At 50.8% G+C, this 23,994-nt stretch carries 20 protein-coding genes; 17 read left to right on the top strand and 3 right to left on the bottom strand.

Going from position 1 to position 23,994, the window contains the following annotated elements:
- Positions 1-158 precede the first annotated feature (158 nt).
- Positions 159-1,826, top strand: coding sequence for a peptide ABC transporter substrate-binding protein (locus LI015_RS05445; protein WP_227124282.1), 1,668 nt, complete (start codon positions 159-161; stop codon positions 1,824-1,826).
- Positions 1,827-2,122: 296 nt separating this feature from the next.
- Positions 2,123-3,112: an Rpn family recombination-promoting nuclease/putative transposase gene (locus tag LI015_RS05440; protein WP_117626189.1), complete on the top strand. Its 990-nt coding sequence runs from the start codon at positions 2,123-2,125 to the stop codon at positions 3,110-3,112.
- A gap of 66 nt (positions 3,113-3,178) precedes the next feature.
- On the opposite strand, the gene LI015_RS05435 is transcribed toward LI015_RS05440, so the two are convergent.
- Together LI015_RS05435 and LI015_RS05430 are read right to left on the bottom strand one after the other, a co-directional pair.
- Complete coding sequence (locus tag LI015_RS05435; protein WP_002564799.1) at positions 3,179-4,588, bottom strand: spore germination protein; 1,410 nt, start codon at positions 4,586-4,588, stop codon at positions 3,179-3,181.
- A gap of 430 nt (positions 4,589-5,018) precedes the next feature.
- Positions 5,019-5,411, bottom strand: a complete 393-nt coding sequence (locus LI015_RS05430) for a desulfoferrodoxin family protein (protein WP_227124281.1) — start codon at positions 5,409-5,411, stop codon at positions 5,019-5,021.
- A 221-nt stretch (positions 5,412-5,632) separates the two neighbouring features.
- Between LI015_RS05430 and LI015_RS05425 the strand changes: the two genes are divergently transcribed.
- Positions 5,633-6,067 carry an RrF2 family transcriptional regulator gene (locus tag LI015_RS05425; RefSeq protein ID WP_002564797.1) on the top strand — a complete coding sequence of 145 codons (435 nt, stop codon included), beginning with the start codon at positions 5,633-5,635 and terminating at the stop codon, positions 6,065-6,067.
- A 30-nt stretch (positions 6,068-6,097) separates the two neighbouring features.
- Complete coding sequence (locus tag LI015_RS05420; RefSeq protein WP_002564796.1) at positions 6,098-6,997, top strand: YitT family protein; 900 nt, start codon at positions 6,098-6,100, stop codon at positions 6,995-6,997.
- 42 nt (positions 6,998-7,039) lie between these two features.
- On the opposite strand, the gene LI015_RS05415 is transcribed toward LI015_RS05420, so the two are convergent.
- Positions 7,040-7,780 carry a tRNA threonylcarbamoyladenosine dehydratase gene (locus LI015_RS05415; RefSeq protein ID WP_117626252.1) on the bottom strand — a complete coding sequence of 247 codons (741 nt, stop codon included), beginning with the start codon at positions 7,778-7,780 and terminating at the stop codon, positions 7,040-7,042.
- A gap of 187 nt (positions 7,781-7,967) precedes the next feature.
- On the opposite strand from LI015_RS05415, the gene LI015_RS05410 reads away from it, so the two are divergent.
- The 13 genes from LI015_RS05410 to gltB all read left to right on the top strand — a co-directional run bounded on the left by LI015_RS05410 (position 7,968) and on the right by gltB (position 23,986).
- On the top strand, positions 7,968-9,947 hold the full coding sequence (locus LI015_RS05410) for an NAD(+) synthase (protein WP_002564794.1): 1,980 nt from the start codon (positions 7,968-7,970) through the stop codon (positions 9,945-9,947).
- 24 nt (positions 9,948-9,971) lie between these two features.
- Positions 9,972-10,784, top strand: coding sequence for a TrmH family RNA methyltransferase (locus LI015_RS05405; protein ID WP_002564793.1), 813 nt, complete (start codon positions 9,972-9,974; stop codon positions 10,782-10,784).
- 47 nt (positions 10,785-10,831) lie between these two features.
- Complete coding sequence (locus LI015_RS05400; protein ID WP_002564792.1) at positions 10,832-11,074, top strand: NfeD family protein; 243 nt, start codon at positions 10,832-10,834, stop codon at positions 11,072-11,074.
- Complete coding sequence (locus LI015_RS05395; protein ID WP_002572565.1) at positions 11,061-12,293, top strand: patatin-like phospholipase family protein; 1,233 nt, start codon at positions 11,061-11,063, stop codon at positions 12,291-12,293. The genes LI015_RS05400 and LI015_RS05395 overlap by 14 nt, the downstream gene beginning before the upstream one ends.
- A gap of 128 nt (positions 12,294-12,421) precedes the next feature.
- Complete coding sequence (gene argF, locus LI015_RS05390; protein ID WP_002564790.1) at positions 12,422-13,414, top strand: ornithine carbamoyltransferase; 993 nt, start codon at positions 12,422-12,424, stop codon at positions 13,412-13,414.
- A 3-nt stretch (positions 13,415-13,417) separates the two neighbouring features.
- Entirely contained in the window at positions 13,418-13,720 is a 303-nt protein-coding gene (locus tag LI015_RS05385) for a DUF6637 family protein (RefSeq protein WP_002564789.1), read from the top strand.
- A gap of 11 nt (positions 13,721-13,731) precedes the next feature.
- Positions 13,732-14,712: a biotin--[acetyl-CoA-carboxylase] ligase gene (locus tag LI015_RS05380; protein WP_227124280.1), complete on the top strand. Its 981-nt coding sequence runs from the start codon at positions 13,732-13,734 to the stop codon at positions 14,710-14,712.
- Positions 14,699-15,817 carry an A/G-specific adenine glycosylase gene (gene mutY, locus LI015_RS05375; RefSeq protein ID WP_117626194.1) on the top strand — a complete coding sequence of 373 codons (1,119 nt, stop codon included), beginning with the start codon at positions 14,699-14,701 and terminating at the stop codon, positions 15,815-15,817. Before LI015_RS05380 ends, mutY begins: the two co-directional genes overlap by 14 nt.
- Positions 15,818-15,857: 40 nt before the next feature.
- Positions 15,858-16,784, top strand: coding sequence for a diacylglycerol/lipid kinase family protein (locus LI015_RS05370; protein WP_002564786.1), 927 nt, complete (start codon positions 15,858-15,860; stop codon positions 16,782-16,784).
- A gap of 100 nt (positions 16,785-16,884) precedes the next feature.
- Positions 16,885-18,030, top strand: coding sequence for an RNA polymerase sigma factor RpoD (gene rpoD / locus LI015_RS05365; protein WP_002564785.1), 1,146 nt, complete (start codon positions 16,885-16,887; stop codon positions 18,028-18,030).
- A gap of 148 nt (positions 18,031-18,178) precedes the next feature.
- A complete protein-coding gene (locus tag LI015_RS05360; protein WP_002572562.1) occupies positions 18,179-18,880 on the top strand; it encodes an epoxyqueuosine reductase QueH in 702 nt (233 codons plus the stop codon).
- 157 nt (positions 18,881-19,037) lie between these two features.
- Complete coding sequence (locus LI015_RS05355) at positions 19,038-19,304, top strand: HPr family phosphocarrier protein (RefSeq protein WP_002564783.1); 267 nt, start codon at positions 19,038-19,040, stop codon at positions 19,302-19,304.
- Between the two features lie 140 nt (positions 19,305-19,444).
- Positions 19,445-23,986 carry a glutamate synthase large subunit gene (gltB, locus tag LI015_RS05350; protein ID WP_227124279.1) on the top strand — a complete coding sequence of 1,514 codons (4,542 nt, stop codon included), beginning with the start codon at positions 19,445-19,447 and terminating at the stop codon, positions 23,984-23,986.
- The last annotated feature ends 8 nt before the right edge of the window (positions 23,987-23,994 follow it).

The raw sequence follows: 23,994 nt of genomic DNA, 5'->3' as shown, positions 1-23,994 counted from the left end.
GCGCCCGGCCACAGGGAGGTGGCAGGGAGGTGGCAGGTGACGTGGCCGGCCCAGCCAAACTGCTTTCCATGTATTGACTTTCCACGGAGAATGCAGGTATAATTTCCTGTATTGGATTCTGCCAAACGGGAATCCGTTAAAAACTAGGAGGAAATGTTATGAAGAAAAAATTAAGCCTATTGCTGTGTGCAGCCCTGACAGCCACTACCCTGGCCGGTTGCGGCCAGGCACAAAGCAGTCCTGCCGGTACAGATGCCGGTACAGAAGCTTCGGCAGCTGGGACCGCCGGGTCAAAAGAGGGAGAAAAGATCCTTACCTATGCAGTGATGGAGGAACCGGAAACACTGGACCCTACACTGAATAACTACAGCACATCGTCCACCTTCCTGCAGAATATGTTCTGCGGCCTGTTCCAGCTGGAGGCAGACGGAAGCCTGAGCAATGCCATGTGTGACACATATGAGGTAAGCGAAGACGGGCTGACCTACACCTTCACATTGAAGGACGGACTTAAATGGTCCGATGGAAGTGATCTGACGGCAGGAGACTTTGAATATTCCTGGAAGCGCGTCCTGAATCCTGATACGGCTTCCCCGGCTGCTTGGGAACTGCACTATCTGAAGGGCGGGGAAGAATACAACACACAGGGCGGCTCTGCCCAGGATGTGGGGGTAAAGGCTGTGGATGACAAAACCCTGGAGGTAACCCTGAAAGCACCTACGCCATATTTCCTTTATCTGACAGCGTCCAGCAACTTTTTCCCTGTCAAGCAGGAGGTGGTGGAGGGACAGGATCCCTGGACCAAATCCGCGGATACCTATGTGTGCAACGGTGCATTTACCCTGGAGAAGATAAATCCCCAGAGCAGCTATGTGCTGAAGAAAAATCCCAATTACTATGACGCTGATTCCGTCAAACTGGACGGAGTGGAAATCGTGATTATCCAGTCTCCGGAGTCAGCCCTGTCCGCATATAATGCAGGTGAGATTGACGCTATGGGCGATAACCTGGTAACTTCCCAGGCCATTGACCAGTATGGGAATACAGAAGAACTGAAAGGATATGACAAGATTGGAACCAGATATTACGATTTCAACTGTTCCAAAGAGTATCTGTCCAATCCGGATGTGAGAAGGGCCCTGGCCATGGCTATTGACCGCAGGACAATCTGCGAGTCCATCGTTCCGTCAAAGCCTGAGCCGGCCTACGGATTCGTGCCTTATGGGATACCATATGAAGGCTCCTCCGAGGATTTCCGCACCGTATCAGGTGATTTGATTCAAGAGGATGTGGAAGCTGCAAAGAAACTCCTGGCAGACGCGGGATATCCCAATGGAGAGGGACTGCCTGTTCTGACCTTTATTGTTACCAACACAAAAGAGAATAAGGACATTGCCCAGGTAATCCAGTCCATGTGGAAGGATAATCTTGGAGTCCAGGCAGACATTGTTACCTTTGAGTCCAAGGTGTACTGGGATGAGCAGAAGGCCGGAAACTTTGATGTTTGCTTTGACGGATGGACCGGTGACTATCTGGATCCGGACACAAACCTGAACTGCTTTACCCAGGCCCGCGCCTATAACCAGAACCGCTGGAGCGGGGACAATGCCATGAAGTATGACAGCATGATAGAAGAATGCCGGAACCTGGCGGACAACAGCAAGCGTATGGAGATATTCAAGGAGGCGGAGGCCATCCTGATGGATGAGATGCCCATTATACCGCTGTATTATCTGAATGCCATCGTCCTGGCTAAGCCTGATGTGACCGGTCTGGTGAAGAACGCAAACGGCCATACCCTGTTCAGAAATGCGGATAAGCTGTAATGGCTATGATTTAAAACAGAAGATTGGCAGCGCCGGATATCTCTCCTTTGGCAAAGGTAAGGGATCCGGCGCTGCTTTTTGCATGGATATAAAGCGTATTTACTCCGTTTAAAAGCAGGGGAGATATTGAAAGCAGTACCTTTATATGTTATACTGGACCAATCAGATTGTTTCTGAACAATCTATATAAAAATCTTTTCCGGCATAAAATCCAATGTTTTTGCCGGGTACTGGCGTATCTGCCGGGATTTCCGCTCATATCACATAAATCAAATAGTTCATGGAGGACAATGCCTATGGGAAAATGGCACAAAGGGCGTATCAGACGTTTTTTTAGGGAAGGAAAGAAAAAAGTGGATTTGCAGCTAAAACAGCTGGCAGACAGCGGAAGGCCCCTGGATATAAGCCTGACCAATGACTTCGCCTTTAAGAAAACATTCCGCAACAAGACTGCGCTGACAGGGCTTTTAAGCAGTCTGCTGGACATTCCGGCAGGTGAGATCACCAGTCTGGAATTCCCGGACACATTTCTCCACGGGGAATATGCTGATGACCGGGAAGGAATACTGGATGTAAAGGTGCGCCTGAACCACTGTAAGAAAGTGAATATAGAAATACAGCTTTTGTCACATCCTTTCTGGGAAGAACGGAGCCTCTTTTATATCAGCCGTATGTATACAGAAGACTTTTTGAAAGGCCAGAATTATGATGCGTTGGAGGAGTGTATACATATCAGCATCCTGGGATTTCCACGGAAAGGAACAGAGCATTTTTATTCGGTCATACGGCTTATGGATGATAAAACCGGGTGTGTCTATAGTGGCAAAATCAGCCTGCGTGTGCTATACTTAAGTCAACTGGTTTCCTGCAGTGAGGAGGAAAAACAAACAGAGATATATCACTGGGCAAAGCTTATATCCGCCCGTGACTGGGAGGTGCTTAAAGATATGGCAAAGAGAAACCGTTATATGAAGGAAGCGGTGGAGGAACTGGAACGCCTGAATGCCGACAAAGAACTGCGTTATCTGTACCTGGAGCGCCTTAAGGCAGCCAGTGACGAAGCTACCATGCAAAGCTATTATAAGAGGCTTGCAGAAGATGCGCAGAAGAATGGGCTGGAGCGGGGCTTGTCGCAGGGCTTGTCACAGGGCATTAAAGCCCTTATAAAAGATAACCTGGAAGAGGGGAAAGACAAAAAAGTCATACTGGCCAAGCTGGAGAAACATTTTTCATTGACAGAAAAAGAGGCGGAGGCCTATTTTGATATGTATAACAATATGAGTTAGGAAACAGAACCGGCCAAAAGGCCGGTTCACTGTTTCTCTATTCTGTTTTACCATGGGATAGGTCAATTATTTCTCTGTATGAGGCAGCCGTCCCCTGAGAAAACGCTTTTTTAATTCTGAGAGGCTAAATGGAATCAGAGGATAAATATAGCTCTTTCCGGCAATGGTTCTGTTGAATATGATGGCACAGGCGGACAGGATGATTCCGATGACAAATCCCCATATATTCAGGATGGATGTCAGTATTAATATGATGATACGCATGAATTTCATGGCATATCCTAATTCAAAGCTGGCCTGGGAATAATTGGCAATGGTAACAAAGGCCATGTAGAGCATGGTCTCACTGTTGAACCAACCTGATTTTACTGCATATTCGCCCAGAACAATACCGGCAATCACACTGAGGGGGGTGGTCAGCATATTGGGGGTATTGACAGCCGCCAGCCGCAGGCCGTCAATGGCAAATTCCAGTATGAGAAGCTGCCAGATTAAAGGCACATTAAGCGGGTCCGAAAGCCGGATAAATGCCAGCCAGTCCGGTATGAGCTCCGTATTCTGCATGAACAGAAGCCATGTAGGGGTTAGAAGCAGGGACAGCAGGGATATGGTCATCCTGGACAGACGGAGGTAAGTGCCTGTTATAGGAGGAAAGTAGTAATCATCTGCCTCCTCAATGATATCAAAGACAGAGGAGGGAAGTATCATGGCAGAAGGAGAGTTGTCTACCAGGATGATGATATTTCCTTCCAAAATTGAGGCGGCAGCTGTGTCCGGCCGTTCTGAAAATTTAAATTTCGGGAATGGATTGAACCATTTATAGGGAAAGAGACACTCTGCCAGGCTTTCCTGATTCATGGTCAGCGCATCTACCTTCAGATTCTGAATCCGTTTCTTGATTTTATCCAGGAGCTGCTTATCAACCCTGTTTTCCATATAACAGATGGCAATGTCAGTGTGGGAGCTCTCTCCGGCAGATGTTATTTCCACGGTAAGCCTGGGATCGCGGATTCTCCGCCGAATCAGGGCCGTATTAAAAATCAGGGTTTCCACAAAGCCATCTCTGGAGCCCCGCATGACTTTATCCTTTTCCGGTTCGCTGACACCGCGGGAAGGATAGGTGCGGCAGTCAATCGTAATACATTTATCATAACCGTCAATAAAGAGGCAGGATACACCGGACAGCAGCTGGACGGTCATATCCTGGTCATTGGAAAGCAGTCCGATCTCGCCGTATGGAACATACTGTTTGGAGAAGCCGTGGGCGTCCTTTGGCATATCCTCCGGTTTGATGGTGGAGAACACCTGCAGAATTTTCAACAGGGATTCATCCTTTGTAAAACCATCTATGAAATAAAGACATGCTTCCCGGCCGCCGATGTGGACTACGCGGTAAACCACGTCAAAATTCGTCTCTACATTCAGCTTCTTGTGAAGGTAAGTAATGTTGTCTTTTAAATTTTGGGAAAATTCCATGGTTTCTTCCTTTCTGTGTGACTTCAGATAAAAATTATGGCTTAAGTTAGTATGTACCGATGAAAGATAAATATACAGAAGACATTTGTCTTTGGTCTGCGGACGGATGGGAGAAATTTATATAAAAACTTGTATATAGGGGAAAGGAATTCACTAATATGCACAAAAATGATTGACAAATCATGGGAGCGGTGGTATAGTGTCCATGTAAGAAGCACAAAGGAGTGCCTTACGGGTTTTTGTTTGGTATGGGGATGCCAGATAAACTAATAGTGTGACGGTTTTTGATCGTGACTGAGAGCTGCCTTCTGTGGGGGAAGGGCGGCTCTCATTTTTTTGTCCGGATGCTTCCGGCATTCTGCCCCGGTAATGGCAGCGGGTATAAAAACTGTCATCCGGGGCTGTTTGAGGAGTGTTTTGCCGGAAGGAATCAGATTGATTTTTTCCACAGTCCGTGAAGATTACAGTAAGCGTAAGCAGCAGCAGGAGCGTCCCCTTCTTCCAGGGTGAAGGATGCCACTGGTTCGCAGTCAGGGGTCAGGGGAACACGCATGACACAGCCGGCTTTTGTCACAAGGCACACCCATCCGATGCTATGTTCCTGACCCATGGGATGGAAAATGTTTCCAACCTTGACTGTTACATGGAGTCCGTCCTGTTCCACTACCGGAAGATGTTTTTCCGCTGCGCCCTCAGTGGTTGTGGGCTCCAGGATTTCAAAGGGTTTGCAGGAATCAGGGAGAGCTGCATTGGGAGCCGGTGAAAGGGCCTCCAATACGATATTGTGGTTTTTGTCAGTCAGGAATAACGGTTCATTCTTCATGAAAATCCTCCGTTCTCAATCGTCAGCAGGCCGGCCTTATGGAATCGGACCTGCAATTTTTCTCAGTTTCCATATTATTTTCCCGAAAATAGTGCACTCTATTCATAAAGCATTTAGGCAGACCTGGCAGGGAAGATAACTTACTATTGACATATTTCCTACAGGAATAGTATGATATACTCATGGCAGGATAAAATTTAAGACAAAGGACGTGAACATACATGCTAGTATCGACAAAAGGCCGTTATGCTCTCCGCACTATGGTGGATTTAGCCATCCACGGAGACGGCGAGCCCGTTAAAATAAAAGACATAGCCAACCGGCAGGGGATATCCGGTAAATATCTGGAGCAGATTATCTCTATCTTATCCAGAGCCGGATTTGTGCGCAGCATCAGGGGAAATCAGGGGGGTTATTATCTGGCCAGACCGTCATCGGACTATACGGTGGGTTCCATTTTGAGAATCACAGAGGGAAGCCTGGCTCCGGTGGACTGCTTAAGCGGAGATAAAAACCCCTGTACCAGGCAGATGGACTGTGTGACCCTGCGTCTGTGGCGCGAGCTGGATGAGGCCATCAGCGGAGTGGTGGATAAATATACGCTGGAGGATTTGGTACAGTGGCAAAAAAGCATGAAGGATAATTATGTGATATGATAACTAAATGAAACAGGAGCGAATTTTCCTATGGGACAGATTCTGAGAATCTCAGCTTTTATCAATCAATGGAAGAAAGACAGGCGGGTAAGAACCGGTATCACAGTGGCTGCGGTGTTTGTATCCGCTCTCATCCAGTCCTATGCACTGCAGGTTTTTGTGCGGCCGGCCGGTATCATATCCGGTGGATTTACAGGCATGGCCATGCTTGTGGAACGGCTGGGGGAATTGAACGGGCTTAATATTCCCATGCAGGTCACCATGATTATGCTGAATATTCCGGTGGCAGTCCTGTGCTGCAAGGGAATCAGCTTCCGTTTTACCATATTTTCCCTGGTCCAGGTATTCTTAAGCAGTATTTTTCTGCAGATATTCAACTTCAGCCCCATCTTTACAGATGAGGTGCTGAATGTTATTTTTGGCGGCGTCATCTTTGGAAGTGCAATCGTCATTGCTCTCAGGGGAAACGCGTCCACCGGAGGCACGGACTTTATAGCCCTGTTTGTATCCAACCGCACCGGGCACTCCATCTGGTCCTATGTGTTTTTTGGAAATGCTGTTATGTACTGCTTTTACGGCGCCATTTTCGGCTGGAAGCACGCGGGATACTCCATTATCTTCCAGTTCATCTCCACACGCATGATTTCCGCCTTCCACCACCGCTATGAGCTGGTTACCCTTCAGGCAACCACCATGAAGGGGCAGCAGGTGGTGGACGCCTATATCAGCCATTTCCGCCATGGAATGTCCTGTGTGGAAGCTATGGGAGGGTACAGCAAAAAGAAAATGTACCTTTTAAATACAGTCATATCAGCCTATGAGGTAAACAACGCCATCCACATCATGCAGGAAGCAGATGAACATATCATTATCAATGTGCTGAGGACACAGCAGTTTGTAGGCAGGTTTTACCGGGCGCCCCTGGAATAGGGCCGGTATGAATCATTATAAAACGAAGAGGGATATCTGCGGCTAAGCCAGCCCGCAGATATCCCTTATGATTTCTCCTGCAATAACAAGTCCGGCCACAGGCGGTACAAAAGAAATGCTTCCGGGAGTGGCGCGGCGGCACCCGGTATCCTCCGCTGTCTGTCCGGGGGTAAGAGGCTGTTCCGGCGACCAGCAGACCTTTAGTTCCCTGATGTTCCTGGCTTTTAGTTCCCTGCGCATTACCTTGCAGAGGGGGCATACAGAGGTCTGGGAGATATCGGATATACGAAAGAGTTCCGGGTGAAGCTTGTTGCCGGTACCCATGGAAGCGATCACAGGGACAGCGTGGGAGGCGGCAAAGCCTGCCAGGGCAAGTTTGGCTGTCACGGTATCTATGGCATCCAGGATATAATCCACAGAGCTGCCCTGTCCCATCTGGTGCTTCATACGTTCAAAAAGGCTTTCTATATTATCGGGAAGCACAAATTCCTCAAAGGTAATAACCTGTGTGCCGGGACAGATGTCAGCAATTTTGTCCTTCATGACCCGGGTCTTAAACTGCCCCATGGTACTGTGGAGCGCAATACTCTGCCGGTTAATGTTGGTGAGGGAAACCGTATCATTGTCCACAAGAATCAGGCGCCCCACCCCGCACCTGGCCAGGGCCTCCGCTGCATGGGACCCAACCCCTCCGACTCCGAATACAGCCACTGTGGAGTTCTTAAGCTTACTCATCCCCTCAGTGCCTATGAGCATCTCAGTTCTGGAAAATTCATTTATCATCATAGAAACAACTCCTGTATTTTATTTGTTTTTATGATTGTATAATAGAATTGAGGGGATGTAAATGGGGAGTTTTCCCCAAACTCTTCCCTGGTTCATGTACCTATCCGGCCCAATTCCTCCCTATATTTTTCTGTCAATCTGTGGTATATTAAATCAAAACAATTATTTTCAATGGAGGCCAGACATGAAAGATGGATTTTTAAGGGTAGCAGCTGCCACGCCAAAGGTCAGGGTGGCTGACCCACAATATAACGCACAGCAGATTATGGACTTGATTGGTCAGGGATACAGCAGGGGAGTGAAGCTTATGGTGTTTCCGGAGCTTTGTCTTACCGCGTATACATGTGCGGACCTGTTTGGTCAGAAGGCCCTGCTGAGAAGGGCGAAGGAAGAGCTGGGCCGTATTGTCCGGTTTACGGACGGAAAGGACATCCTGGTGTTTTTGGGGCTTCCCTGGGAGCGGGACGGGAAGCTCTACAATGCAGCGGCAGCCATCCAAAAGGGCAGACTTATAGGCGTAGTGCCCAAGCGGAACCTGCCCAATTATTCGGAGTTTTATGAGGCTAGGAATTTTTGCCCGGGCAATGAACGGCCGGTGATGACCTGCTGGAACGGAGAGAAGGTCCCCATGGGCACCAACCTTTTATTCAGGTGCAATACCATGCCGGAACTTACGGTGGCAGCTGAAATATGCGAGGACGTGTGGGTGCCATGCCCGCCCAGCATCAGACATGCCCTGGCCGGGGCCACGGTGGTGGTAAACTGCTCTGCCAGCGATGAGACCACAGGCAAGGACATGTACCGCCATGATCTGATATGCAGCCAGTCAGCCAGGCTGGTGTGCGGGTATGTCTATGCCAATGCGGGGGAGGGGGAATCCACCCAGGATTTGGTGTTTGGCGGCCAGAATATTATAGCTGAAAACGGGACCTGTCTGGTGGAGTCCAGACGGTTTATCAACGAGAGCATATGTGCTGATATGGATTTGGAACGCCTGGACAGTGAGCGCAGGCGCATGAGCACATTCCCGGACCCGGCAGCAGCCAGGGAGGAAGGCGGGTATCTGACCGTGGAGTTCAGCTTTGATGCGGTTTCGGAGGACAGCGCAGGGAGTCAGGATACCCAGACCCATGGTTCCACGCAGCCGGGCGGTGATGTGCTCCGGTACGTGGACCCGGCTCCCTTTGTGCCCAGGGATGAGAGACAGAGAAACAGGCGGTGTGAGGAGATACTATCCATTCAGGCCATGGGTCTTAAGAAGCGTCTGGAGCACACGGGATGCCATGAAGCAGTGATAGGACTGTCGGGAGGGCTTGACTCCACGCTGGCTCTGCTGGTAACTGTGAGGGCTTTTGACAGCCTCAGGATCCCCAGGTCCGGCATACATTGCATAACCATGCCCTGCTTCGGGACCACAGACAGGACTTATAATAATGCCTGCACCCTGGCCGGAAAGGTGGGGGCAAAACTCCGCGAAATTAATATCAGGGAGGCGGTGACACGCCATTTTGAAGATATCGGCCATGATATGGACAAACATGATGTGACCTATGAGAACAGCCAGGCCAGAGAAAGAACCCAGGTTCTCATGGATATCGCCAATGAGGTGGGAGGCCTGGTAATCGGGACCGGAGACATGTCGGAGCTTGCCCTGGGATGGGCTACCTATAACGGCGACCACATGTCCATGTATGGTGTCAATGGGTCGGTTCCCAAGACCCTGGTCCGTCATCTGGTCCGCTACTATGCGGATACATGCAATGAAAAGGAGCTGGCGGATGTGCTCCTTGATGTGCTGGATACACCTGTGAGCCCTGAACTTCTGCCCCCGGAGGACGGCCAGATTTCACAGAAAACAGAGGATTTGGTGGGGCCTTATGAGCTTCATGACTTTTATCTTTACTATATACTCAGATACGGATATGCCCCGTCCAAGATTTACCGTCTGGCAATCCAGGCATTTAAGTCTCAGTATGACAGGGAGACGATCCTTAAATGGCTGAACGTGTTCTACAGACGTTTCTTCAGCCAGCAGTTTAAGCGTTCCTGCCTTCCGGACGGGCCTAAGGTGGGTTCTGTGGCGGTTTCCCCCAGAGGGGATTTGAGGATGCCCAGCGATGCATCGGGCAGGGTGTGGCTGGAGGAACTGGAAGGCATCAAATAAGCAGTGTCAGGAGAATGAATACGGATGATTAACAGTACATCAAACAAGCAGGTAAAGCGTGTTGTGAGCCTGAGAAGCAAAGCAAAGGCCCGGCGGGAAGAGGGCATGTATGTGGTGGAAGGCCTCAGAATGTGCAGGGAGCTGAACCCGGAGGATGTGGATGCCCTGTATGTTACGGAGAACTTTGCAGGGGACGCGGATAACAGGAAATGGATGGGGCGGTTCCGGCCGGAGACAGTCAGCGATGTGGTCATGAATGTTATGGCAGATACGCAGACGCCCCAGGGAGTGCTGGCCGTGGTGAGGCAGAAGCGCTATACCATGGATGACATTGTAAAACCAGCACCAGACGGCAGGTCTCTGGCCATCATGGTACTGGAGACGATACAGGACCCCGGAAACCTTGGTACCATAATCAGGGCAGGAGAGGGCGCTGGTATCACCGGCATTGTTATGAATCATGATACGGCAGATATATATAATCCAAAAGTGATACGATCCACGATGGGATCCATATTCAGGATGCCCTTTGTGTATGCAGATGACCTGCAGGATGCCTGCCTGCTCATGAAAAACAGGGGAGTGCGTCTTTTTGCGGCCCATCTGAAAGGTATGAATAATTATGACCAGGAAGATTATACTGACAATGTGGGCTTTTTAATTGGAAATGAGGCCAATGGTCTTACGGAGGAAACCACCTCGCTGGCAGACTGCCTGGTGAAGATTCCCATGGAGGGAAAGGTGGAATCCCTGAACGCTGCAATTGCTGCTTCCGTTCTTATGTTTGAGACAGCCAGACAGAGAAGAAGCTGCAGCGTCCCGGCGGAGACAGCATAAGGAAAGGACTTTTGGCCATATCTGCCCGCAGGAAGGAGAAGGTGCATATGTTATCAGTTGGATGGCTTGTATCATTTTTGATTTTTCTGGGAGTGGAGCTGGCTTTCGGATGTCTGACTTCCCTGTGGTTTGCCGCAGGGGCCATAGGCGGATTTGCGGCAGCTCTGGCAGGGCTGCCCATGGAGGCGCAGCTGGCAGTGTTCGTGGCCGTATCATTCCTCACGCTTATTCTTATACGTCCTTTGGCATTTATTCTGGGCAGACGGGAAAGGGCAGGTGGACATCATTAAGCTGCAGCTGGATTTGAGTAAGGAATATGGAATTGTCCTGGAGGGCGGAGGGGCAAAAGGCGCTTATCAGATAGGCGCCTGGCGCGCCCTCAGGGAAGCGGGCATCAGGATAAAGGGCGCCGCGGGTACTTCGGTGGGCGCCTTGAACGGTGCCCTTATTTGCATGGATGATTTTGAAAAGGCAGAGCGCATCTGGGAGAATATCAGTTACTCCAGGGTCATGGATGTGGATGATGAACTTATGGAACGTCTGACAAAATTCAGCCTTAAGAATATTTCCAGTCTGGCGCCCCTTAATGTGGGGGAACTCATAGCCGGGGCCATACGGGTTCTGAGGGACGGCGGCTTTGATATTGCTCCCCTCAGGGCTTTGATTGAGGATGTGGTGGACGAGGAAAAGATACGAAATTCTGACAGGGAGCTCTATGTGGTAACCTACTCCATTTCTGACCGGCATCCCCTTATTGCCGATGTGAAGGAGGCTCCTGAGGGAGGAATAGCGGACCTGCTTATGGCCAGCGCCTATCTGCTGGGCTTCCGTCAGGAGCGGCTGGGCGGCAAGTATTATATGGACGGCGGCGGAATTAATAATGTGCCGGTGGATGTGCTTCTGGACAGAGGTTACAGGGACGTGATTGTTCTGCGGATATATGGTTACGGTGTAGACACGGAAAAGAAGCTGGAGGTGCCGGAAGGAGCAACCCTGTACCATGTGGCGCCGAGGAGGGATTTGGGCGGCCTTCTGGAGTTTGACAGACGCCGGGCGAGAAGAAACATGCTGCTGGGGTATTTCGACGGAAAACGTATGCTTTATGGCCTGGCGGGACGTGCCTATTATATTGATGCGCCGGAAGGCGAGCCTTACTATTTTGATAAAATGATATCGGAGATACAGAGCCTCCTTTCTTACATGGAACCGGAGCTGCAGGAGGCAGGAGAGGCAAAGCACGGGCGGGAGGAACAGAAGGACCTCTCTCCGGGATACCGTGTTTATACAGAACAGGTATTTCCCCGGCTGGCAAAGGAACTGAAACTGAAGGAGGGATGGGACTATAAGGAGCTGTACCTGTCCATACTGGAGGATTTGGCAAAACAATACCGTATAAGCCGTTTTAAAATTTATACAGTGGAGGAACTGCTGCGCCTGATTCATAAAAAAGCTGGTGCCGCTGCATTAAAAGCCATGATTCCCATACTTGACAGCAGCACTCAGGTGTAGTATATTATGCATAAAGATGCATAAATATAAATAACTATGCGTTTTTGAATAGAAATGCATGGTTATTTATTGCAGAAAATCAAGCCGGGGCCATGGCAGGACATGGGCGGCATAACAGGGAGGACGCTATGGACTTAAAAGGAAGACATTTTTTGACACTGAAGGATTATACACCGGAGGAGATTACATATCTGCTGGATTTGGCAGCGGACCTGAAGGATAAAAAGAAACAGGGGGTTCTGGTAGATTCGCTGCGCGGAAAGAATGTGGCCCTTATCTTTGAGAAAACCAGTACCAGAACGCGGTGCGCCTTTGAGGTGGCAGCCCATGACCTGGGTATGGGGACCACTTATCTGGACCCGTCTGGGTCACAGATTGGAAAGAAGGAAAGCATTGCGGATACAGCAAGAGTTTTGGGAAGAATGTATGAGGGCATCGAATACCGCGGTTTCGGACAGGAAATCGTGGAGGAACTGGCAAAGTACGCCGGTGTGCCTGTCTGGAACGGCCTGACCAATGAGGACCACCCCACCCAGATGTTGGCGGATCTTCTCACCATACGGGAGCATTTGGGATGTTTGAAAGGCTTAAAGCTTGTGTATATGGGAGATGCGCGTTATAATATGGGTAACTCCCTGATGATTGCCTGCACAAAGATGGGCATGCATTTCGTGGCCTGTGCTCCGGCTAAGTATTTCCCGGACCCATCTCTGGTCAAGGAATGCGAGGCCTATGCGGCGGCCAGCGGCGGTTCCGTTACTCTCACAGAGCATGTGGCGGAAGCGGTTAAGGGAGCGGATATCATTGATACGGATGTGTGGGTATCCATGGGTGAGCCTGACGAGGTATGGGAGGAGAGGATTGAGGAGCTGACTCCATATAAGGTGACAAAGGCTGTCATGGACCTGGCCGGACCTAATGCCATTTTCCTGCACTGCCTGCCCTCTTTCCATGACCTTAAGACCAAGATTGGCAAGGAGATGGGAGAACGTTTTAATGTGTCCGAGCTGGAGGTAACAGACGAAGTATTCGAGTCAGGCCAGTCGGTTGTGTTTGACGAGGCTGAGAACCGGATGCATACCATCAAAGCAGTTATGCTTGCAACGTTAGGAGAATCATAATATATGCAGGGACAGAGAGGACGGAGTGAACGCCATTCCGGGGTATTCCTGGACATGGTGCACCTGATACTTGGGATTGCCATTGTAATCCTGGCTGTGCTGTCATTCATTAACCCGGAGGGAAATCATATGCTTTTCCCTCTGGTGTTTTTGCTGGCAGCATTGTTAAATGCGGTAAACGGAATATTTGAGCTTAAGACCAGGGGAAGGGATAAGAAAAAGTTCGGTGCCAGCATCCTGCAGCTGGCTTTGGCGGCAGGTCTTATGGTCCTTGGCATCGTAAGCGCCATCAGTATCTGGGCATAGAGGAGCGGCATATGAAGACAGAGATTTTGCGGATGCTCAAAAGCACCGAAGATTACCTGTCCGGACAGCAGCTGTGCGGGATGCTGGGAGTTTCCCGCACTGCTGTCTGGAAGGCTGTAGGTGAACTGAGGGAAGAAGGATATGTAATAGAGGCGGTCCGGAACAGGGGATACCGGCTTGTGGAAGGTGCTGACGTCATAACCCAGGCTGAGCTTGCATCCATGCTGCACACGCAGTGGATTGGGACCAGGCTGGAATATTTTGATGAGACGGATTCCACCAATATAAGAGCCAGGAAACTGGCAGAAGAGGGAGCGCCCCACGGAACACTGGTGGTTGCAGACCGCCAGACCGCCGGAAAAGGGCGGAGGGGGAAAAGCTGGGTCTCCCCGGCCGGTACAGGCATCTGGATGAGCATGGTGCTCAGGCCGGTCATGTCTCCCATGAGCGCATCCATGCTGACCCTTATCGCGGGGCTGTCAGTGGTCAGGGGCGTGAAGGAGAGCACGGGACTTGAGGCCATGATTAAATGGCCCAACGATGCGGTTCTGAATGGCAAGAAGATATGCGGAATCCTCACGGAGATGAGTACGGAAGTGGAATGCATCCGCTATGTGATACCCGGTATTGGAATCAATGTAAATATAGATGACTTTCCGGAGGAAATCAGGGCAACAGCCACCTCCCTTAAGCTGGAGGCAGGCAGGAGCATTAAGCGCAGCTTAGTCATTGCCGCAGTGGCGGACAGTTTTGAATATTATTATGATATCTTCATGAAGACATGTGATATGTTGGGTCTCAGGGATGACTACAATAAGGCCCTTGTCAACCTGAACAGAGAGGTCCTGGTGCTGGACCCCAGAGGTCAGTACAAAGGAAAGGCCCTGGGCATTGACAATGAAGGCAGCCTTCTGGTCAGACGGGAGGACGGAAACATATCAGCCGTCATTTCAGGGGAGGTATCGGTAAGAGGTATATATGGATATGTATGATACAGGACATTTGTATGACCGCCTCCAGGTACTGGAGAGGGAGGAGATGCCTCTTGGACGCAGGGAACGTCTCAGTGCTGTGGAACGCCCCCTGCTGGCCTGGTATTCATCCAGGGCCCGCTCCCTTCCATGGAGGGATGATCCGAAGCCATACCGGGTATGGATATCGGAAATCATGCTCCAGCAGACCAGGGTAGAGGCGGTCAAGCCCTATTTTGAGCGCTTCATGGAAGCGTTTCCCACTGTGTCCCATCTGGCACAGGCAGAAGACGATCATCTCATGAAGATGTGGGAAGGCCTGGGATATTATAACCGGGCCAGAAATTTAAAGGCAGCGGCCCAGATGATTATGTCAGAATACGGCGGCTGCCTTCCTGCATCCTTTGATGAACTGATACGGCTGCCGGGAATCGGAAGCTATACAGCAGGGGCCATTGCATCCATTGCCTACGGCATTCCGCTGCCGGCCGTGGACGGCAATGTGCTCCGCGTCATTTCCAGGCTCCTGGGGGACCGGGAGGATATAAAGAAAGCCTCGGTGAAGGCTGGCATCGAGGCAGAGCTTAAAGCCGTGATGCCGCAGGATGAGGCCAGCCATTACAACCAGGGTCTCATAGAAATCGGGGCCCTGGTGTGCATACCCGGCGGCGAACCCAGATGCAGCCAGTGTCCTCTGGCCTCCATCTGCCTTACAAGAAAGAACGGCTGGTGGAAGGAGATTCCGTACAAATCTCCGGCCAAGGCGAGGAAGATCGAGGAGCGGACCGTTTTTATCATAGAATACCGGGATAAGGTGGCCATACGCAAGCGCCCTCCCAAGGGACTGCTGGCCTCCCTTTACGAGCTTCCCAACATTGAGGGAAAGACTTCCGGGGAGACGGTGCCGCAGGTGCTGGGACTTGACAGGGAGCAGGTGGCGTCGGTGGAGCTGCTGCCGGAGGCAAAGCATGTGTTTTCACATGTGGAGTGGCATATGACCGGGTACAGGGTGGTTCTCTCACAGGAGGAGGAGCCCTTATCCTGTTTCATGGTATCCAGGGAGGAACTGGAGCACACATACGCTTTGCCCAATGCATTTAACGCATATACAAAGCTCATTGGATAAGATTGACAAAAATGGTTACACTGAAAGGGAGGAATGCAGGATGAAAAAAATGTTGTTTGTATTCAATCCCCGTTCCGGCAAGGAACAGATCAAGGGACAGCTGATGGAAATACTGGATATTTTCACCAAGGCCGGATATGAGCTTCGTGTCCACGTTACCCAAAAGCAGAAGGATGCCATGGAAGTGGTGGCCCGGCTGGGTAAAAAGGTGGATGTGGTGGTGTGCAGCGGCGGAGACGGCACACTCAATGAAACCATATCCGGAATGATGAAGCTTAAGAAAATGCCGCTTCTGGGCTATATTCCTGCCGGATCCACCAATGACTTTGCCACCAGCCTGGGAATACCAAAACGCATGCCCCTGGCTGCCTGGGATATTGTGGAGGGAACCCCCTTTGCCATTGACACCGGAACCTTTTGCGAGGACATGAATTTTATGTATATAGCGGCTTTTGGGGCTTTTACAGAGGTGTCCTATCTGACATCCCAGGACAGGAAGAATCTTTTGGGACACCAGGCCTATATGCTGGAAGGCGTAAAGAGCCTGGCAGGACTGAAGCCCTATCATATGAAGGTGGAGTGGGACGGACAGGTGCTGGAGGAAGATTTTGCCTTTGGCATGGTGACCAATACCATCAGTGTAGGCGGGTTTAAGGGGCTGGTGAACCAGTCTGTGGCCCTCAATGACGGTCTCTTTGAGGTGCTGCTCATACGGATGCCCAGGACACCGGTGGATTTGAGCAATATCATATCCTACATGTTTCTCAGGGAAGAACCCAACGAGTATGTGTATAAGTTCAAGACATCCTCCATACGCCTTACTTCGGAACAGGAGGTGGACTGGGTGCTGGATGGCGAGTATGGCGGATCCAGGACCGAGGTCACCATTGGAAATATCAGGGAGAACGTGCAGATTCTGTTGAGAAATCATCCGGAAGAGGGATCAGGGCGGAAACAGATAGAATAAAAATAAATGTCGAAAATTGTTGAAATAAGGTTTTCGATGGTATATAATGATAAGTTGTGGGAGTTTCCACATTTACCTTTAAGCGAAAGGACGTTTATCAGTGGAAAAGGACGATTTTTTAAAGAAGCTGGAAAAGCTGGTCGAACATGCAAAAACCAAACACAACACATTGGATGCAGGGGAGATTAATGATTTTTTTACCGGGGATAATCTGTCACCGGAACAGATGGACCAAATTTACAGTTACCTGGAGGGCCGCAACATTGACGTGGTTCCCGTACTGGACGAAGCGATGCTTACCGAGGACACTGTTCTGCTTGATGACATTGATTTGGACCTGGATTTAGACGACGACAGCTTCATTAAAGATGCAGAAGAGGAAGAAATCGACCTGGATGCAGTGGATCTGTTAGAGGGAATCGGAACAGAGGACCCGGTCCGCATGTATCTCAAAGAAATTGGCACCGTGCCCCTTCTTACGGCAGACGAAGAGCTTGATTTGGCCCAGCGCAAGGCTGACGGCGATGAGTTTGCAAAGGAGAGGTTAATCGAGGCCAACCTGCGTCTTGTGGTCAGCATTGCAAAGCGCTATACAGGCAGGGGCATGAGCTTCCTGGACCTGGTACAGGAGGGCAATTTAGGACTGATCAAGGGCGTGGAAAAGTTTGACTATACAAAGGGTTACAAACTAAGTACATATGCTACATGGTGGATCCGCCAGTCCGTTACAAGGGCTTTGGCAGATCAGGCGAGGACAATCCGAGTACCGGTGCATATGGTAGAGACCATCAACAAGATGTCCAAGATGCAGAGAAAGCTGACGCTGGAGCTGGGCTATGAGCCTTCTGTGACAGAGCTGGCAGAGGCTCTTGATATGACGGAAGATAAGGTCATGGAAATCATGCAGATTGCCAGGGAGCCGGCTTCCCTTGAAACACCCATTGGTGAGGAGGACGACTCCAATCTGGGTGATTTTGTGGCGGACAACAATGTGGTGACTCCGGAGGGCAATGTGGAATCCGTGATGCTGCGGGAACACATTGACGCTCTTTTGGGAGACCTTAAGGAGAGGGAGCGCCAGGTCATTGTACTGCGGTTCGGCCTGGAAGACGGTCATCCCCGTACATTGGAGGAAGTGGGCAAGGAATTCAATGTAACCAGGGAACGCATCCGTCAGATTGAGGCCAAGGCTCTGAGAAAGCTGCGCAATCCGGTGAGAAGCAAACGAATCAGGGATTTCCTGTAAGACTTACCGTGCATAGGCCCAGAGGGGTTTGGGCCTGCTGTTATGATAAGAAAATTCGGGAGTATTTTAAAAAGAGGGGCCGTAAACGGGCGGCCTCTCTTTTTGGCAGGTAAAAATAACAGAGGGTTCAGGAAAGGACAAAAAAGGAATGACACAGCCAGGACAGAAGCGCAACTACCAAAAGGAATTGGACCGGCTTATAGAGGGACTGCGGGAAGAGGGACGGGTCCCTAAGCTGCTGCTGCACAGCTGCTGTGCTCCCTGCAGCAGCTATGTGCTGGAATATCTGAGCCAATATTTTGATGTGACCGTGTATTATTATAATCCCAATATTTTTCCTGAGACAGAGTATGAGGCCAGGGTGAAGGAGCAGGAACGGCTGATACGGGAAATGGAGACGGAAAGGCCGGTCAGGTTCCTGGCAGGCAGCTATGAACCGGAGGAATTCTTTTCAGTTGCCAGGGGCCATGAGAAGGATCCGGAGGGTGGGGAGCGGTGCTTCCGCTGCTATGAACTGCGGCTTGACCGCGCCGCCAGGGCAGCGGTTTCAGGAGACTTTGATTATTTCACAACCACCCTGTCCATCAGCCCTTTAAAGAATGCCCAGTGGCTCAATGATATCGGATGCAGACTGGCCGGGCAGTATGGAATTCCTTATCTGGTTTCGGATTTCAAGAAGAAAAACGGCTATAAGCGTTCCGTGGAATTATCCGCGTTGTACGGACTTTACCGTCAGGATTACTGCGGCTGTGTTTATTCCCGGGCAGAAGCAATTGAAAGACAAAAAGCGCCTGCCGTGCAGCGTCTGCAAAGTTCCTTCGTACGAATGAACACGCGTGGTCAGGAATGATGCCGGAGCTTTTTTCTGACATCAAGATTGTGAAAAAGTTGCTTAGGATTTTTCCGATTAACTTGACATAGGAAGTCAGATGTAATAGAATCTTTCATAAGGGACATGGGCAGTGGCAGTGTCCAGAGTACAAAATAGTGAATAAGGAGAGTGTATTATGATCAGCAAAACATTAACGGTTGTAAATCCATCCGGATTACACTTAAGACCAGCAGGAGTTCTTTCACAGACAGCTATGAAGTTCAAGAGCGACATCACAATTGAATGTGGGGAGAAGAAGATTGTTGCTAAGAGCGTTCTGAACGTTATGGCAGCCGGAATTAAGTGCGGCACTGAGATTAACCTGATTTGTGACGGCGAGGACGAGGAAGAGGCTATGAAGACCCTGACCGAGGCCATTGAGAGCGGATTAGGCGAGATGTAATCTGCCTTTTGCAGTAACATAATTAAATGAAATTCACAAGAATGACCGCAGGCGGTACCTAGAGACAGGTGCCGCCTTTTTTGTTTTGAAATTAGTTTATCAAATCCCCCCCATTTTTGCAAAGAAAGGAAGAAAGACCTATGGAATCCAAACAGAAACAGCCAGGACTGTATGAACCACGTTTTGAGCATGATAACTGCGGCATCGGCGCAGTGGCCAATATAAAGGGGATAAGGAGCCACCGCACAGTGGACCAGGCCCTTCATATTGTTGAAAATCTGGAACACAGGGCAGGAAAAGACGCTGAGGGCAAGACAGGAGACGGCGTGGGTATCATGCTCCAGATTTCCCACGGATTTTTTAAGAAGGTGACTGAACACCTGGGCTTTCAGATAGGAGACGAGAGAGCGTATGGCGTGGGTATGTTTTTCTTCCCCCAGGATGAACTGATCCGCAGCCAGGCCATGAAGATGTTTGAGATTATTGTGCGCAAAGAGGGTATGACCTTCCTGGGATGGAGAGAGGTACCCACTGCGCCTGAAATTCTCGGCAGGAAGGCCGTGGACGTGATGCCCTATATTGCCCAGGGCTTTGTGGGCAAGCCCGCCGGAATGAAGGCAGGACTGGATTTTGACAGAAAGCTTTACATTGCCCGCCGTGTTTTTGAGCAGAGCAATGAAGACACCTATGTGGTATCCTTAAGCAGCAGGACCATTGTCTATAAAGGTATGTTTCTGGTGGGTGAGCTGAGGCTGTTTTTTTCGGATCTCCAGGATGAAGATTATAAGTCAGCCATTGCTATTGTACATTCCAGATTCAGCACCAACACCAATCCCAGCTGGATGCGGGCCCATCCCTACCGCCTTATTGTCCACAACGGTGAAATCAATACCATCCGCGGCAATGTGGATAAGATGGTGGCCAGGGAGGAGAACATGGAATCCGAGTATTTCAGATACGACATGCACAAGGTGCTGCCCATTATAAACCAGGAAGGCTCTGATTCCGCCATGCTGGACAATGCCCTGGAATTTATGGTTATGAGCGGCATGGACCTGCCCCTGGCCGTCATGGTCACCATCCCCGCGCCCTGGGAAAACGACAAGTACATGGACAGCGAAATCAAGGATTTCTACCGGTATTATGCCACCATGATGGAGCCATGGGACGGACCTGCTTCCATCCTGTTTACGGACGGCGACGTGGTGGGGGCTGTGCTGGACCGAAACGGGCTTCGTCCCTCCCGGTATTACATAACAGAGGACGGCTATATGATACTGGCCTCTGAGGTGGGAGCCATAGACATTGACCAGACTAAGGTGGTGAAAAAGGACCGCCTGCGCCCCGGAAAAATGCTGCTGGTGGATACAAAGCAGGGAAGGCTTATTGATGACGATGAGCTTAAGCACTACTATGCGTTCCGCAACCCATACGGGGAGTGGCTGGATTCCAACCTGTGGAGCATAAAGGACCTGCCGGTGCCAAACAAATGCATACCCGCCATGAAGGATGAAGAACGTCTGAGGCTTCAGAAAACATACGGTTACACATATGAGCAGTATAAGACCATGATTCTCCCCATGGCTCTTAACGGGGCAGAGGCAGTGTCCGCCATGGGTGTGGACAGCCCCCTGGCCGTGCTTTCCAAGAAGCACCAGCCCTTATTCAACTATTTTAAGCAGCTTTTTGCCCAGGTGACCAATCCGCCCATTGACGCCATACGTGAGGAAATCGTGACATCCACAACCGTCTACGTAGGCGAGGAGGGCAATATTCTGGAGGAGGCCGCAAAAAACTGCAAAATCCTAAAAGTGGAGAATCCCATCCTGACAGAGTTGGATTTACTTAAAATTAAGAACATGAAGAAGCCTGGGTTCAAAGTGGAGGTAATTCCCATTACCTATTATAAGAATACCTCCCTGGAAAAGGCCATTGACCGCCTGTTCCTGGAGGCGGACAGGGCTCACAAGGACGGTGCCAATATCATCATACTCTCAGACCGGGATATTGATGAGAACCACGTACCCATCCCCTCCCTGCTGGCTGTATCAGCCCTGCAGCAGTATCTGGTAAGGACCAAGAAACGCACCAGCGTGGCTCTGATACTGGAAAGCGGCGAGCCAAGGGAGGTCCATCATTTTGCCGCCCTTCTGGGGTACGGGGCCTGTGCCGTCAACCCCTATCTGGCCCATGAGTCCATTCGTTCCCTGATTGATTCCGGCATGCTGGACAAGGACTATTACGCGGCTGTCTGCGACTATGATCTGGCTGTGCTTCACGGCATTGTGAAGATTGCCTCCAAGATGGGCATTTCCACCATCCAGTCCTATCAGGGCGCCCAGATTTTTGAGGCCATCGGCATCTCAAAGGATGTGGTGGATAAATATTTTACGGACACTGTGAGCCGTGTGGGAGGTATTACATTAAAGGACATTGCGGGGGATGTGGACGTCCTTCACTCCGCTGCCTTTGACCCTCTGGGGCTGGATGTGGATTTGACCCTGGAAAGCGCGGGCAGTCACAAGTCCCGCTCCGGTGAGGAGGATCACCTTTATAATCCGCTGACCATCCATCTCCTTCAGGATGCAGCCAGGTCGGGTAATTATGATATCTTTAAACAATATACGGCCCAGGTGGACAGAGAAGATAAGATGTACCATCTGCGCTCCCTGATGGATTTTAAGTTTCCTGAGGACGGAGGCATCCCGCTGGAACAGGTGGAGTCTGTGGAATCCATTGTCAGGCGTTTTAAGACAGGGGCCATGTCCTATGGGTCCATCTCCCGGGAAGCCCATGAATGCCTGGCCATAGCGATGAACCGTATTCACGGCAAATCCAACACAGGAGAGGGCGGGGAGAGCCTGGACCGCCTGATTCCCGGGCCGGCAGGGAACAACCGCTGTTCCGCCATCAAACAGGTGGCTTCCGGGCGTTTTGGGGTTACCAGCCGATACCTGGTAAGCGCCCAGGAGATTCAGATAAAGATGGCCCAGGGAGCAAAGCCGGGCGAGGGCGGCCAGCTGCCCGGAGGCAAGGTCTATCCGTGGGTGGCAAAAACCAGACACTCTACCACGGGAGTAAGCCTTATATCGCCTCCGCCCCATCATGACATCTATTCCATCGAGGATCTGGCCCAGCTCATATATGATTTAAAGAATTCCAATACCAGGGCCAGGATATCCGTCAAGCTGGTATCTGAGGCTGGAGTGGGAACCGTGGCCGCCGGCGTGGCCAAGGCCGGGGCCCAGGTAATCCTGATCTCAGCCTATGACGGAGGGACAGGAGCCGCCCCCAGGAATTCCATTTACAACGCAGGACTTCCGTGGGAGCTGGGTGTGGCAGAGGCCCATCAGACCCTGATTATGAACGGACTTCGCGACAAGGTGATTCTGGAGACGGACGGAAAGCTTATGACCGGAAGGGATGTGGCAATGGCCTGTATGCTGGGGGCGGAGGAATTCGGCTTTGCCACGGCGCCGTTAGTGACCCTGGGATGCGTGATGATGCGTGTCTGCAACCTGGATACATGTCCTATGGGCATTGCCACCCAGAACCCGGAGCTGAGAAAGCGTTTCAGGGGCAAACCGGAGTATGTGGTGAACTTCATGCTGTTCATAGCGCAGGAGCTGCGCGAGTACATGGCAAGGCTGGGTGTGCGCACTGTGGATGATCTGGTGGGGCGTACAGACCTTCTAAAGAGGCGTGAGAACCTTCCCCTTGGCCGGGCCAATCAGGTGGATTTAAGAAGGATACTGGATAACCCTTATGAAGGTCAGAAGGTGGCCGGATACAGCGGGAAACAGGTCTTTGATTTCCGTCTGGAGGATACCATGGATGAGCAGGTGTTTTTGAGAAAATTTAAGAGCGCTCTTGGAAACGGCCAGAAAAAGCGCATTCAGGTGGAGGTGACCAATGTGAACCGTGCCCTGGGGACCATATTCGGCTCCGAGATAACCAGGAAATACCCGGAAGGGCTTTCTGACGATACATTTACCGTCAGCTGCAGCGGAAGCGGGGGACAGAGCTTTGGCGCATTTATCCCAAGGGGACTGACCCTGGAGCTGGCAGGGGATTCCAATGACTATTTCGGCAAGGGACTTTCCGGAGGCAAGCTGGTGGTATTTCCTCCGAAAGGCGTGCTCTTTCAGGCTGAGGAGAATATCATAATCGGCAATGTGGCCCTATATGGAGCCACCAGCGGAAAGGCTTTCATAAACGGAATCGCAGGGGAGCGCTTCTGCGTCCGGAATTCAGGTGCCACCGCTGTGGTGGAGGGCATGGGAGACCATGGCTGTGAATATATGACAGGCGGCTGCGTGGTGGTGCTGGGAGCCACGGGCAAGAACTTCGGGGCCGGCATGAGCGGCGGCATCGCCTATGTGCTGGACGAGGACCGCAGCTTTTACAAGCGCCTCAATAAGGAGCTGGTATCCTTCGAGGAAGTGACCGGCAAATATGATGTACTGGAACTGAAAGGCCTGATTGAAGAACATGTGGCCTGTACCAACTCTCTGAAAGGCAGGCGGATCCTGGAGCATTTCAGTGAATACCTGCCTATGTTCAAGAAGGTTGTTCCCCATGATTACCGGCGCATGATGAATGCCATTGTGCAGATGGAGGAAAAGGGACTGAACAGTGAACAGGCGCAGATTGAGGCATTTTACGCCAATTTAAGAGGGTAAGGAGGCAG

The organism is Enterocloster sp. 210928-DFI.2.20, assembly GCF_020554465.1.
Classification (GTDB): domain Bacteria; phylum Bacillota; class Clostridia; order Lachnospirales; family Lachnospiraceae; genus Enterocloster; species Enterocloster bolteae.
This window is presented reverse-complemented; position numbering and strand designations above follow the sequence as displayed.